Raw genomic sequence first — 14,467 nt, forward strand, 5'->3', positions numbered from 1 at the left:
AAAAAATATATAGAAAGCCAGCGCACGGATGACCACAAAAGAAAATATGAAAAAACCGGGCGATACAGCAAAGTAAAGCGCTGAGGGTCAGCGATTCATCCCCCACCGACTATGTCGGAAGGAGTTTTCTCGCTGATACATCATAAAAATATAAGGCGAAATATCTTGTAAAATTAAATTATTCTTGCTACAATTTCTTGCATCAAACGTAAATATGTACCATAACTTTTTGGTACTTTTCACTATTATAGTAACAGGAGGATTTAAAATGAGCGAACAGATTATTAGCCCTGATATGCTTGTGGGTGAAATCATTACAAAGCACCCGCTTGCATCACAGTTTCTTATGGAGTGTGGTATGGGTTGCATCCACTGCCCTGCTTCTCAGATGGAATCATTAGCAGAAGCTTGTGCAGTACACGGTATTGATGGTGATGAGATCACCGATGCTTTAAACGATTATCTCGCTGAGCACAACGCCTAAAAGTATTAAAGGGCTGTCACTTTAGTGACAGCCCCTTTTTGATGCTCTGCCCCTCAGGCGTCTGCACTGAAATGCTTGTTTTACTCCACTTGAAATAAACCTTCTTACCATCTATTTTTTGTCTGTACGAATTATCACATAGAACTTTATGCCAGACTTTAGCTTTTTAATCGTCTTTGATGTTTTTGTATTCTTTTTAATGTTCAGAGATTTAACATTCTTCTTGAACTTCTTGTCAGAACTATATAGTATCTCTTATCCTCAATCAGAAATTGAATATGTATCGTGAAAAATGATATAATATTTAAAGCATTGGGGACATTATTGTCCCCTTTTTTGTTTTCTTATGAGGAAAGTAAAGAGGATTATCAAATGAATAAGAAAAATATTGTTACTCTGTTATTAGTAATAACGTTATTTGCGCTATTATTCATCAGGAAAGAAGTAATAGCTGCCAATGTCGTCGATAGTAAAACAGAAGGTACTATTACATGGACTCTCTATACTGATGGTACTCTTAATATTGTAGGAAGCGGCGAGATAACATCAAACTTGTCATACAATAATTTCAAGTCAAATGTAAAGGAAATTGTTATTGGAAACGGAATATCAATGATTGGTAGTAGTGCTTTTTCTGATTTCCAGAATCTCGAACATATTACAATTCCGTCGTCTGTAACAATTATAAAAGAGTATTCTTTTCATGATTGCAAAAGTCTTAAAAATCTAGTTATTCCTAATTCTGTTACTGACATTTTTTATGATGCTTTTTTGGGATGCAAAGCTCTCGAAACAGTAAGTTTATCGAATTCATTAACTTCTTTAGGTCATGGCATATTCCTCTCTTGCAGCAGCCTAAACAATATTACAATTCCTACTTCAATAAAATCAATAGAACAACGTGCGTTTGAGAGATGTATAAACTTAGACAACATTTCAATCCCTCAAAACGTTACTTCAATTGGAGATAGAGCATTTTACGATTGTCAGAAACTAAATACGGTCAGTATATCAGAGTCTCTTTTAAGCAAAATAAATATAGATGAGGTATTTTATGGTACTGCCTGGTTATTATCCAAGAAAGCACCTATTAAAGGTTCCATAGGAAGTAACTTCTATGAAATAGATAAGGATATGAATCTAATAATATATGGAAATAGTAAATTTGAAAGAATTATTGAAGGTGATTTATATTCGTTTCAAAACCTTATCAAAACCGTTACTTTTTCTGGAAATATTACAGATATATCATTAAGAGACAATACTGATTATTATTGCTTTGATAATATATTTATAAATCTAATGAAAATTACTAATAACACATCTCAAAGCATCCCCTTGTGTTCTGCCTTAAATCATGAGAGCTACCATGCTTTTTCTTGGTGTGATGTTTCCGATAAAACCGAACCTGTTTATTATATAAAGCCTAACAGCTCTGTTGTAAAGGTCTCACCGAAACTAAAAAAGCATTACAAGATTATTTTTGATGGTAATGGTGCTACATCAGGCACAATGAATCCTACAGAATATGAAGTAGATAAGCAAGTTACAATACCTAAGGAATGCCTTTAGTCTAGATAAGCATGAATTCGATAAGTGGGAAGTGTATAAGAAGTCAGAACCAGATAACGCCTTTATGACTTACTGGTATGGTGGTTATTTCGAATATTCCCTTGGTGAAGCAATAGAATGCGACGAACTCATCTTCAAAGCTATATGGAAGGAACTCCCTAAAGTAAATATTAACTTTATATCTATGGGAGGAACTGGGGTAATGGAATCTGTAATCGTATATCTAGGTGATAGTTATACATTACCTGTATGTACATTTACGTCTCCTATAAACAAGGAATTTGAGGGATGGTTAATCAACGGCGCACTGTATTCTCCTGGTGATGTAATAAATGTTGGTTATCCAAGAGTAGATGTATGTGCTGCATGGAAAGATGTAATATCTAAAAATGATGGCGAAGAAGTAACTTTAAGACCAGATGAAGAGATAAATCTATCCTCCGTAACATATAAAGCTTCTTCAAATGCCCAATATGTTTCTGTTACTTCTTCAAAGAATAATAAGAGTGTAAAGATTGCATCAACAATTAAAGTAAATAGAAAAGAATATAAAGTAACTGAGCTTGCTAAGAAATCAATTAGTGGTAAAAAAATCAAAAAAGTTACTATTGATGCTACAAACCTTAAAAAGGTACATAAGAATACTTTCAAAGGATCTAAAAAGCTAGAAAAGGTAACCATTAAAGGCACAAAGAAAAACTCCAAAATTGCTAAGCAGATCGAAAAAGCCGCTAGGAGAGTTAATAAAAAAGTGAAGATTGTATATATGAAGTAAATTATCTTATTAATTTAATGGACATATCATATTCCAAGGCAGATATGATAACTCAAACTAACATCTTTGTATACCCAGGGGCTGTGCCCTAAAAATATGTACACTGTTGATGTGCACTGTCATGCTGCCAATCATCTTAAAAACCATTTCTTCCATAGATTCTGTATTTGTAGTTCATTTACAAAGCTGGATTTTTATAGAAAAGAGACAACGAACTATGAAAAATTTTCGGTTACTTTCAGTTATTGTGGCTCTGTTTGTACTTCTCATTATTATGTTACCAGTACCAGCACAGGCAAAAGCAAAGAAGCCTAAACTGTCTGCTCAAACAGTAAAGATGATAAACGACAAGAATGATGAGCAGCAGGTAACATTAAAAAACCTGAACGGTGCTCCTGTAAAGTGGAAATCATCCAACCAAGATATTGTTAAGATAAAGAAGATCAAAACTACAAAGAATAAGAGTGTTGTCACGTTTTTCCCGAGAGATGAAGGGAATGCAACACTGACAGCTATAGTAGGAAAGAAAAAGTATAAGGTCAAAGTAACTGTATATTCCAAAGAAATAAAATTTAATAAATACAATACGTCCATATTCAGCCGCGAATCCATGACAATTACAGCAATCCATCCTTTGCTTAAAGAGCTTGAAACTGTTACTGTAAGTTCCTCTGTTGCAGAAGCGGAGTTAAAAGGAATGGACGTAAATATTTTTACACTTGAGCTTGGCAGTTTTAATTTACGTGTCACAGGAAAATACAGGACAAAAAAAGGTAAGGAAATCACCCTGACGGGAGAGACCAATTCTATCACAATAACGAATCGGATAATATCGGAATATTTTGATGATTCTGCATGCAGACAACCAAAAGACATGTCTGGATATTGCATGGATAACGTATTGGTTTCAGTAAGATACAATTACGAACAGGGCGCAACGAGAAGCTACATGCCGGTAAAGATTACTTTCCTTACATCGCTTTATAGCGGATATTCCAATGATATGGAAATGAGACCGCTCACTACTGCTGATGGGGTTCCGCAGAAAGTATTTATTGATATGATCCTTGACGGTGTGGTGATAGAAACATACTCAGCTACTGCCAACGAGGCTGGAGAGTATAATATGATGTACATTGAGTTTTCACATATAACACAGATAGATACAAATAAAAAGCATATAGTATCTTTTGATGTGAGAATCGGATAAAAACTGCTGATCCAGATCAATTCCAAAGGATAATCATATATCTAGAGGTAAGACATATTTAATGTTAGAGATGTATATCCATTATTATAAGGATCTAAATTATATCTGTGTTTTAATAGAATAGTTAGCGCACGAAGGTAAAATTTCCTTGTTCACCATGTCTTTGAAGCTAGTTGAGGCACTCCGCTATAGATGTGCACTCCCAAAATTTCGCAAGCGAAATTCTTATTCTATACCTCTTCTATGTAATTAACGTAATCAAGTTCATTAAACAGTTGGAGAATTTCGTTGTGAGATCTCTGTCGGTCAAGTTCTAAGTCTATGATAAGTCCTGCATCCGAGGATTGCAGCGTCTTTTCCTTTGTCTTGGTGAGGCTCATGATTATGAAGCCCTGTTCTGAAATCATCTTTGAAAGCTTGGTAACTCCATGATTTTTGGTAACTTCTATGTAAATACTCATGTACTGGCTGTGCTCTTCAACATTTTTACTGGCGCGAAGAAGTACCAGATTGGAAAAGGCGATAAGCAAAAACGAAACAAATCCCACAATCAGATATCCAGCACCAATAGCCATGCCCATGCAGGCTGTGACCCAAAGTGAAGCGGCTGTGGATAGTCCCTTTATCTGCTTCTTACCGGTAACAAGAATTGTTCCAGCTCCCAAAAAGCCGATGCCGCTTACCACGCTGGCAGGAATACGGCTCACATCAGCAGCAAAGCCCGGCATCATTGCCAAATACACATTAAGGGCAGTAGCAACGGCGGAACCAAGGCTTACAAGCGCAAAGGTCCTTATACCGGCGCTGTGATGCCTCATAAGGCGCTCCCAGCCCACAATACTTCCAAGGAATGTTGCCATGGCAAGTCTTATCGCCACCGCCAGGTCATTTGTACTTTGTAAAAAATCCTTAATTTCACTATAACTCATACTTTATACCCTTTAATGTGGTGTATTCAAAAAACATTTATTTCTCTCCCTTATTTTTTAGTAGTGAAACTACTGCGTCATAATTATCAGGTTCATGGGGAAAAGTACAGTTAATGCAGCTCTTTATCTTCCGATCACCTTTATCAACAATTTTAAAATTCCCCGGACACTTTAAATTATAAAGCGGGCAATAACAAAAGAGGCAGTTTATGTCATTTTCACTCTCATGACACGGGTAGTATTCACATTCTTTGTTCGCAAAAAATCTACTTGAGTTTTTCATCTTTTACCGCTCTCATTCTCCCTATAAATATTTTAATAAATTCCGGATTGGAATTGTAGTAAAAATGAGGAAATCCCCATATCCCATTATTTTGTGAAATCATGCAGTTCCACCTGATATCCTTACCGGGTTTTCGTGCAACTAAGGCATCTCCATTATTTGAGCTATCGTAATAATGAAATTCATGCCCCTTCATACCTACAAGGCTGCGTCTGAGAATATCTTCATCAAATTCATGCTCTTTCATACCTACATGGCTGCATCTGAGAATATCTTCGTCAAAATCACTTCCCTCTTCCTTTTTAGAAAAGGCTATATTATTTATATCGGAATCTGAGCCTGAATCATGACTCTCCGATTCAATTTCCATATATCCAAACCTCACAAGATGACCTGTGTAGTGGCATTCCCCATCTATTTCAGAAACCATCTCATAGCTGTTTCCATCTATATCAGTGATGGTTTTATGAAGATACATAAAACCGCCACATTCTGCCAGACTCGGAATTCCTCTATCAAGCGCAGCTTTTATAGATCTGCGCATAGACTCATTATGGCTTAATTCCTCAAGATGGTTTTCAGGATACCCGCCGCCAAGCAGGATTCCGTCAGCATCAGCAGGAAGCTCTTTATCTTTCAAGGGAGAAAACATTTTGAGTTTTACTCCGTATTCTTCAAATAGCTCAAAATTGTCTTTGTAATAAAAGCAAAAGGCATCATCATAGGCTATGGCAAGTGTCAGCCCTTCTCCAATCTTAGAGTCATACCGGGTATCATCTCCGGTGAAACCATCACTTTGTTTGTACTCTTTTTCAATTTCCCTATTGGAATCATTATTATGTTCTTCTGCAAGCTTAATTAACTCATTTAAATCAACGTTTTTTTGAAGGTTCTCTGCTGCCGCAGAAATTTTTTTCTTTATATCCTCCATTTCCTCAGGCAGCTTTAACCCCAAATGTCTGCTCTCTATAACAATGTCCTTATTCTTTGGAAAGAAACCGAGGAGCTTTACGTCGCTCCTCATGGAAGATATTTCTTTCTCAAAAACCGGCTTAAGGTTATTATAAAAATTCTCGCTTATCTTGTTTAAAATAACTCCTTTTATCAATTTATTCGTATCATCAATAAGCATGCCCTTTACCAGAGAAATAATTGTTCTCCCAACCCCTGATGCATCAACTATAAGGACAATTGGCAGGTTCAGGGCTTTTGCAATTTCATAAGAAGATCCTTCAAGTCCTCCAGCATTCATGCCATCGTAGAGGCCCATCACACCCTCCACAACAGCTATGTCTGCCTCGCACTTTGAAAATGAAGCTGCCACTTTCTTTGCACCTGCAAAAAAAGTATCCAGATTTCTTCCTTCAATTCCCAAAGCCTTTTTATGAAAAAGCGGATCGATATAATCCGGTCCGCATTTAAAGGACACCGTTTTCAGGCCTTTTTTCTTTAAAGCCTTCAAAAGTGCGCAGGTAATTGTAGTTTTTCCGCTGCCACTAAGAGGTGCAGCAAGCATTATACCTTTTGTTTTTTCTCTACTCATTCCCTGTTCCTCATCTATGTAGTAATAATATCCTCAAATAGTGAATGAGAAAATCCATATAGGATTTTGCCCTTGCAGCATATGGTAAGATGCGAGTTTTTTTACATCACTTATGGAGATCATTATCGTTTCCTCATCGGCAGGCTCATACTCATTTATGATTTCTCTGACTTCACACATTGTTTCAAGACTGACAGCGTTAATGACATATCTTATACCGCTTCCTTTAGCCTTAAGGAGTTCAATTATATATTTAAGTTTCCCGCCGCTTCCGCCAATGAAAACACAATCGGGCTTCTCCATGCCGGCAAGGACTTCCTCAGCTGCGCCTTCTATCACTGTCACATTAGATAATCTTTTGTTCAGAACATTTTTCCTGATAAGTTCTGCTGCCTGAGGCTTCCTCTCTATGGTGTAAACCTTAAGGCTTGGGCTTAGCTGCGCCGCCTCAATTGCGACTGAACCTGTTCCTCCTCCTATATCGTAAAAGACATCTCTCTCTTTCAAGTTAAGCCGGATAATGCTCTCATGGCGGATAACCTCCTTTGTCATAGGTATCTCACCTCTAATAAAATCTGTATCCCTCGCCACATTAATCAAAGGCCGCTTTAAGGGATTATAATTAACCACAAGAGCAGTCAGAACTCCATCAGCACAATATTCTTCTCCCTCTTTAAAGGTCATTTCACAGATTTTCTCACTTTCATAGGAAAAATCTGCTCCCACCACGATTTTTCCTTCAAGCCCTGACTCTTCCAGCCTTTTTGAAAGCCTCTGAACATCCTTAGAATCTGACAACAGAATGAAAACCTTTTTGCTGTATTTTATTTTCTCTAAAAGAGTTTCTAATTCTTCAGCATTCTTCCTGCCGTGTATGCTAAAAAGGCAGGCATCGTCGTAGCTCTCCCCAAGCTTTGCAGCAAAATATGAAATAGATGAAATTCCGGGAATCACCTTTACATCAGCATCATCTTTCCAGTTCTTAAGAGCCTTAAACATCTTTTTGGCGCCGCTGTAAAAACCGGTATCTCCCGAAAAGATAATAGCTGCTTTTTCTGGCTTTTTTCTTTCAAGAACAGGAATGATATCCTCAGCCCTGTACATCTCATATTTAACCGGCGCTTCAATATCCTTTATAAGCCGCTTTGCACCAAAGACCACATCAGAATTCGCAATAATATCAATGGCTTCTTTAGTCATAAATTCTGCCCTGCCCATGCCAAGTCCAACAAGAGATATCCTCATTGCAAATCTGCCTTCATCATTATTATCACTACAAAAAGGCTCTTCTGACAAAATAAGTTTACAGGCACCATCAAGGCTTATTCCCTTATCGTCTGGACGTTCTATCATATGAAGCTTTATTCCTGAAGTTTCTGCCGCTTCAACCTTTTTTGCAAATCCACCTGATGCCCCGCTTTCCTTTGTAATAAGATGCTTTATGTCATACTGTCTTATCACAGCTTCATTCAGCTCTTTGGAAAAAGGGCCTTGCATGGCTACAATATGATCCGGAGCAATATTCTCATCCTCACAAAGCTTAAGGCTTTGAACAGATGGCAAAACTCTGACATAGGTTCTGTTTTTGGTATCCTCAGATACATTTTCGCAGTATATATGAAGTTCTTTACTGCCGGTAGTAAGGAGTATATTTCCTTCAGTGCTATCCATTGAAGCTGCACATTTCTCAATATCATGATATACAACAGCATCCTTAGGGAGCCTGGCTTCAATGCTCCTGCTGACTCTGAGATATTTAACTCCAAGAGATTTTGCAGCCTTCCTGATGTTCTTTGTGACCTCAACAGCGTATGGGTGAGTTGCGTCAATTATGAGATATTTCAAGGATTTCTCTTCTGAATCCTTCCTACCGCCATCAAATACCTCTGACAAAAATAATTCCATTTCCTCAGCATCCATACGTCCTACATGGACTTTTGCATACTCATTTTCGTCCATCATTTCTTTTCCGTACTCTGTTGCAACACAGACGGTGTGCCGGATTTTTGCTTTGGAAAGTCGCTCAGATAAGGTTCTTCCTTCAGTTGTTCCTGAAAAAATAACTATATTACTCATAGCTCATATCCTCTGGGGGTTATAAGTTTGCCGTCCAATATTCTGGTCATTGAGTTGCCTATGAAAACTGTAGTAAACATGTCCACCTTCTCCTGTGAAAGCTCCTTAAGAGTGCAGACCTTTTTCTCACATCCATCTCTTCCGATGTTTCTGACATATCCGCAGGCAGTATCCTCAGGGAGTTTTTCCAGCAGGATTTCACAGGCTCTTTGCAAATAGTCTGCCCTCTTGTGGCTTGAGGGGTTATAAATGGCAATACAAAAATCTCCCTCCGCCGCACATCTTAGCCTCTTTTCAATCACTTCAAAGGGTGTAAGAAGATCACTCATACTTATTATGCAAAAATCATGACTTAAAGGCGCTCCAAGAACCGCTCCACCACTTAGGGCTGCAGTCACTCCGGGGATTACCTCCACTTCATGAAAATCTTCTCTGTCTGCGATTTCCAAAAGCGGTGAAGACATTCCATATACTCCTGCATCACCGCTGCAGATAAGCGCTACCGATTTTCCTTCTTTCGCAAGTTCAACACACTTTTCACAGCGCTGAATCTCTCCGCGCATTCCGTTTTCATAAAACTCCTTTTCAGGAAAGCTGCCCCTTACGAGTTCAATATAGGTCTTGTAGCCCACAATAATATCGCTTCTTTTAAGCGCTTCCATGGCTTCAATAGTCATCATTCCCATGCTTCCGGGACCAATTCCAACTACACATATTTTACCCAATTATATTCACCTCAAAATCCTATTCCAGGAGAGTTTCTCCTGGCGATTGCGATTGTCATACCATTATGAGCCTGCTTTTTAAGGACCAGTTCAGCCATAGGCCCTGCCCCTGCAACTGCCGCCCGCTCGCATACATTGTCCACACCGACTGTGTTTTTTACAAAATCAGAGGCTTCAAAATTCCCCTGCACCTTGTTTAATATTTCTTTATCAAAAGACAGCACAGGTATCCTGAATCTGTCCCTTAAATCAGTTATTGCTTCTTCATCTTCCTTCAGATCAATGGTGCAAATAGCGTAAACTTCGCTGGTTTCTATACCGATGTTTTCAAGGGTCTTAAGAAAAAAATCAAGCACCGCTTTCTTATCTTTATCTTTTTTCATCCCGAGACCAACTGTGTATTTTTTGGGTTTTAGTAAAAGTGAACACTCAGCATCCGTATCATCACTAACCGCCACGTCCACCTTTTCCTTTGGAGGATAATTCTTTATGGATAAGGTTACCTTCTTATTTTCAATCGCCTTTACTGAAACCCTTTTTATTCCGTCCCTATTGGCAATCGTTAGCCTGTTTTCCACAGCAAATGTATCAACTGAAAAAGAATCATTAACATCAGTTGAAGTGGTTATAACGGGTATGGCTCCAAGAAGCTCTGAAAGAATCACCGCAAGCTTGTTTGCACCGCCTGCATGCCCGGAGAGCAAGGGAATCACAAACTGACCGTTGTCATCTATTACAATAACAGGGCAGTCACCCAGCTTATCCTTTGGAAGACCTGAAATTGCTCTTACTGCAATCCCGGTGGCGCCAATGAAGATAAGTGCATTACTTGTCTGAAAAACTTCCCTGGTCCACTCACCTATCTTTTTCCCAGTCTTTTTGAATGACTTTGGAAAATCATCGGAGTCCATGCAGACATAGCAGTCCGGTGCTTCGATTCCATTCTTTACGCATCCTTCATTTATTTTTTCTAAAATACCCGCGCCGGGTTTCGTAAAGCATACAGCTATCTTCTTCATTTGTAATACCTGATTTTCTTTTCCTGAATTCCGTTGAGAACTCAGGATCATAAAGCTTTGATCTGTCATAACTGCTGTGGCTTATAGCATCTCCCACAAGAACTATTGCTGTCTTTGTGATATTTTCTTCGGATGCTTTTTCTGCAAGATTTTCAAGGGTACAGATAATCTTCTTCTCCTCAGGCCAGGTGGCCTTATACACGATTGCACAAGGAGTATCCTTGGAATAGCCGCCGCTTATAAGTCTGTCCGACAATTCCTTAAGCATTCCTGCACTAAGATAAATAGCCATGGATGCACCGTGTTGTGATAACAGCTCCATCTGCTCCTTTTCCGGGACCTTTGTTTTTCCTTCAAGTCTCGTTATTATTAAAGTCTGTGAAACGTCAGGAAGTGTGTACTCGATATTTAGAGCTGCAGCAGCGCCAAAACATGCACTGACTCCGGGGCAGGACGCATAGGGTATTTTCTCCTTATCAAGCTCGTCCATCTGCTCACGAACTGCACCGTAAATGCTGGGCTCTCCTGTATGAAGTCTCACCACTTCTTTGCCTTCTTTATGAGCATTTATCATCACCGCCATGACCTCTTCAAGGGTCATGACTGCGCTGTTATATATTTTGGCTTCCTTCCTGGTGTATGTAAGGATTTCAGGATTCACAAGGCTTCCCGCATATATCACAACATCTGCTTTTTTCAGAAGTTCCATTCCTCTTACAGTTATAAGATCCACTGCCCCGGGACCTGCTCCTACGAAATTTACCATCTATATATCCTCGTCTTAAAAAATATCCTTTTAGAAATCTTTGTTCTGAAAAATGTCCTCAGCATTTTCAGTTTTTCCCAAAAGTCCCTCTTTATTGGAATACATTATGCACTCTGTCTGAATCTGACCTGCTCCTCTTTTGCTTAGATAAAAAGCGATTTTCTCCATAATGTAATCAAAGCATTCTTTTTCTATGCCCTCTCTAAAATAAATATCAAGAGCCTCCTCGGTGGACACACAGCCAAGGATTTCCTGTAAAACTTCAGTTGATGCTCCGCACTTTATGGCAGCTGCTGCCAAAAGCTCCATTCTGCAGTCTGCCTCTCTTGAGTGGGTGTTCATGATACCACCGGAGACCTTTATCAGTTTCCCGATATGTCCGCAAAGCACCAGCTTTTCAAAGCCCAGTTCCTTTGCCATATCTATGGTCTCCCCGATATAATTCGAGCACTTAACCGCCGCATCGAGGTCATATCCATATTTTTCCTTCATAAACTCTCTGCCATAATTGCCGGGTGAAACTATGGCGCAGCAATCGCCCATGGCTCTCTTTTGCCGAAGCTCCACAAGGATAGTATCAAGAAGGGCTTTGGTACTCATGGGCTCCACAATGCCTGTGGTACCGATGATAGATATCCCGCCTTCGATTCCGAGTCTTGGATTAAAAGTTTTTTCAGCAAGTGCCTCACCATCAGGAACTGATATTTCTATGAAAAGTGAACCATCATAGTCATAAAGATCCATGACCTGCCTCACTTCTTTTTCAATCATTTGCCTGGGCACAGAATTTATCGCAGCATTACCTACAGGCTGATCAAGCCCCGGACGGGTTACCCTTCCGACACCTTTTCCGCCATCTATTAAAACTCTGCCTTCCTCATCCTTTGGATCAATGCAGGAAACTTTAGCATAAACCAGAATTCCGTTGGTGATATCAGGGTCATCCCCGGACTGTTTTCTCACCGCGCAGCTTGCATAGCCGCTATCAAGCTGTATGTCTTCAAGCTCGGGACTGTACTTAATTCCTGCAGGTGTCTCTATTTCAATTTGTGTTTTCTTTTTCCCTGATAAAAGCATGATTGCAGCGGCTTTACTTGCTGCTGCAGCACAGCTTCCCGTTGTAAATCCTTTTTTCATCTTATTCCCCGTGTCAAAGTAATATATATATCTTCTTTCCGGCAAAAGCGATAATGACCGAAAATCACAGGCTGTAAAGAACTGCGTTGCAGATAGCTGCCGCAATGTTGCTTCCGCCTTTCCTGCCTTTATTTATTATGTAGGGCACATCGGAATTAAGAAAAAGCTCTTTTGCCCAAACCACGTTCACAAAACCCACCGGCACACCTATGACAAACTTTGGTGTAAAAATCCCCTCTTCCATCATCTCGTAGAGCTTTATCAAAGCGGTCGGAGCATTTCCTATAGCAAAAATCACATCTTTGTCGAGCCTGGCTGCTTTTTCCATTGAAGCCTGTGCCCTTGTGGTTCCTCTTTTTGATGCCTCCAGAGCAACATCCTCATCAGCCATAAAGCAAAACGCCTCACCGCCAAAACTTGCAAGCTTCTTCTTATTTATCCCCGAAAGAGCCATGTTGGTATCAGTTACTATGCAGGCACCATTTCGTATAAGATTCTGTATCTTTTCCACTGCCCCTTTAGAAAATGTAAGAGTTGATGCATAGTCAAAATCTGCTGAAGTATGAATGCATCTTTTGGTGATAAAAGAAGTTTCTTCATCCAGGAAAATCCCGGCATCTTCCAGCTCCTTCGTTATGATCTCAAAACTCCTTTTCTCTATATCAGCAGGTTTTACATTTTCATAATTCATTCATAGCACCTCAAAAAGTTTATGTCTTTATATTTCGTAAACGCCATTCAAACTTTGCCTTAATTACTTCTAAAAACATCAAGACTTTCGTTCTCAAAAAGTGTGTAAAACATCTTCCAAAGCTTCCACAAGCTTTTCGTTTTCCAAATGTCCCTTAACAGCGATTCTGAAAAATCCCTTTTCAAGTCCGTAATAATCGCTGCAGTCTCTTATAAGTAATCCCTTTGAAAGCAGCGCATCATACAAATCAGTAGGTCCCTCAAACAGAATAAATGAACTGTCGCTTTCATAAACCTTAAGCCCAAGATTCTTAATTTCACTCATAAGGAAACTTCTTTCACTACTAATTAGATCATTCGTGCTTTTGATAAAATCCATCTCTCCTATAAGTCGTATTCCTTCCTTCATGGCTGCTTCGCTGCAGACAGAAAGGTTCCATTCGGGGAGCTGTCTTATCATCTTTTTTATGTTTCTCGGAGACGAAATTGCATAGCCCATTCTGATTCCCGGGAGCGCAAGGAGCTTTGTCAAAGACCTGATGATTATCAGATTTTCATACTTTGTAATGAGGTCTCTTACTCTTGCTTTAAGAAATTCATTTGCATTTCCTACTCTACCTGAATCGTCTGCATTCCAGAATTTTCCTATCTTTTCTGACATATAAAGGAAGCTCTCATCAAGGCATACAAAGATATTCTTATCCTTCGCGATATTTAAAATTCCGGTTAAAATCTCGTCACTGATATTTACTCCTGTTGGATTTGAGGGATCACATATAAAAATCATACCTGGTCTGTCACCTGATTCTTCACTTAATGCCTTTATATCCTCTTCCGAAAATCTAAAGCCATTTTCCTTGTTTAGCAGATGTCTCTTTATCCTGCAATCCACTGATAACAAAGCATGCTCATACCCTGAAAATCCCGGTTCAAATAGTAAAGCTGTCGCAGGTCGTACAGCCTTAACCGCAGCCATAATAAGCTCTGATGCGCCGTTACCTGCATACACAGATTCCGGCGAAACTCCGTTTGCATCCGCTATGATTTCTCTTATCTCCTGCTGCGTGATGTCAGGGTAAACACCTGCCCTTTCAACTGAATTCCTTACCGCTTCCATGACCTTTGCCGGTGTACCAAGAGGATTCAGGTTCACTGAAAAGTCCATATTCACTTTATTTCTGTAAATGTCACCGCCATGTGCCATATATTTATATTTCCACCAATAAAATCTGTTTTATGAGAAAAAAGGATTCTTGAA

14 protein-coding genes are annotated in these 14,467 nt (G+C 39.2%); 4 read left to right on the plus strand and 10 right to left on the minus strand.

All coding sequences use genetic code 11. The annotated features are described in order from the left end of the window. Positions 1 to 268 precede the first annotated feature (268 nt). The 4 genes from T501_RS13830 to T501_RS13845 all read left to right on the plus strand — a co-directional run bounded on the left by T501_RS13830 (position 269) and on the right by T501_RS13845 (position 4,041). A complete protein-coding gene (locus T501_RS13830; protein WP_026510443.1) occupies positions 269 to 484 on the plus strand; it encodes a DUF1858 domain-containing protein in 216 nt (71 codons plus the stop codon). A gap of 372 nt (positions 485 to 856) precedes the next feature. Beyond that, positions 857 to 2,056 (plus strand): leucine-rich repeat domain-containing protein, encoded by a 1,200-nt coding sequence (locus T501_RS20355; RefSeq protein ID WP_050008319.1) that lies wholly within the window; start codon positions 857 to 859, stop codon positions 2,054 to 2,056. A 64-nt stretch (positions 2,057 to 2,120) separates the two neighbouring features. Continuing rightward, positions 2,121 to 2,831 carry a hypothetical protein gene (locus T501_RS13840; RefSeq protein WP_044915441.1) on the plus strand — a complete coding sequence of 237 codons (711 nt, stop codon included), beginning with the start codon at positions 2,121 to 2,123 and terminating at the stop codon, positions 2,829 to 2,831. A 217-nt stretch (positions 2,832 to 3,048) separates the two neighbouring features. Beyond that, on the plus strand, positions 3,049 to 4,041 hold the full coding sequence (locus T501_RS13845) for a hypothetical protein (protein WP_044915442.1): 993 nt from the start codon (positions 3,049 to 3,051) through the stop codon (positions 4,039 to 4,041). Positions 4,042 to 4,271: 230 nt separating this feature from the next. On the opposite strand, the gene T501_RS13850 is transcribed toward T501_RS13845, so the two are convergent. From T501_RS13850 to T501_RS13890, 10 genes are all read right to left on the minus strand, one after another. Continuing rightward, entirely contained in the window at positions 4,272 to 4,970 is a 699-nt protein-coding gene (locus T501_RS13850; protein WP_026510442.1) for an MgtC/SapB family protein, read from the minus strand. 37 nt (positions 4,971 to 5,007) lie between these two features. Beyond that, positions 5,008 to 5,253: a cysteine-rich small domain-containing protein gene (locus tag T501_RS22710; RefSeq protein ID WP_026510441.1), complete on the minus strand. Its 246-nt coding sequence runs from the start codon at positions 5,251 to 5,253 to the stop codon at positions 5,008 to 5,010. Next, positions 5,237 to 6,796 (minus strand): cobyrinate a,c-diamide synthase, encoded by a 1,560-nt coding sequence (locus T501_RS13855; RefSeq protein WP_050008320.1) that lies wholly within the window; start codon positions 6,794 to 6,796, stop codon positions 5,237 to 5,239. Before T501_RS13855 ends, T501_RS22710 begins: the two co-directional genes overlap by 17 nt. 33 nt (positions 6,797 to 6,829) lie before the next feature. Then, a complete protein-coding gene (locus T501_RS13860; RefSeq protein ID WP_044915444.1) occupies positions 6,830 to 8,872 on the minus strand; it encodes a bifunctional cobalt-precorrin-7 (C(5))-methyltransferase/cobalt-precorrin-6B (C(15))-methyltransferase in 2,043 nt (680 codons plus the stop codon). Further along, positions 8,869 to 9,597, minus strand: a complete 729-nt coding sequence (gene cobJ / locus T501_RS13865; RefSeq protein WP_044915446.1) for a precorrin-3B C(17)-methyltransferase — start codon at positions 9,595 to 9,597, stop codon at positions 8,869 to 8,871. Before cobJ ends, T501_RS13860 begins: the two co-directional genes overlap by 4 nt. Positions 9,598 to 9,608: 11 nt before the next feature. Next, complete coding sequence (locus T501_RS13870; protein ID WP_050008321.1) at positions 9,609 to 10,616, minus strand: cobalt-precorrin 5A hydrolase; 1,008 nt, start codon at positions 10,614 to 10,616, stop codon at positions 9,609 to 9,611. After that, positions 10,555 to 11,382, minus strand: a complete 828-nt coding sequence (gene cobM / locus T501_RS13875) for a precorrin-4 C(11)-methyltransferase (protein ID WP_044915447.1) — start codon at positions 11,380 to 11,382, stop codon at positions 10,555 to 10,557. The genes T501_RS13870 and cobM overlap by 62 nt, the downstream gene beginning before the upstream one ends. A gap of 30 nt (positions 11,383 to 11,412) precedes the next feature. Further along, positions 11,413 to 12,519 (minus strand): cobalt-precorrin-5B (C(1))-methyltransferase CbiD, encoded by a 1,107-nt coding sequence (gene cbiD, locus T501_RS13880; protein ID WP_044915448.1) that lies wholly within the window; start codon positions 12,517 to 12,519, stop codon positions 11,413 to 11,415. 64 nt (positions 12,520 to 12,583) lie between these two features. Then, on the minus strand, positions 12,584 to 13,210 hold the full coding sequence (locus tag T501_RS13885) for a precorrin-8X methylmutase (protein ID WP_044915449.1): 627 nt from the start codon (positions 13,208 to 13,210) through the stop codon (positions 12,584 to 12,586). A gap of 93 nt (positions 13,211 to 13,303) precedes the next feature. Further along, positions 13,304 to 14,413, minus strand: coding sequence for a pyridoxal phosphate-dependent aminotransferase (locus T501_RS13890; RefSeq protein ID WP_044915451.1), 1,110 nt, complete (start codon positions 14,411 to 14,413; stop codon positions 13,304 to 13,306). Positions 14,414 to 14,467: the final 54 nt, after the last annotated feature.

Origin of the sequence: Butyrivibrio sp. WCE2006 (assembly GCF_000701985.1) — a bacterium.
GTDB lineage: Bacteria > Bacillota > Clostridia > Lachnospirales > Lachnospiraceae > Butyrivibrio.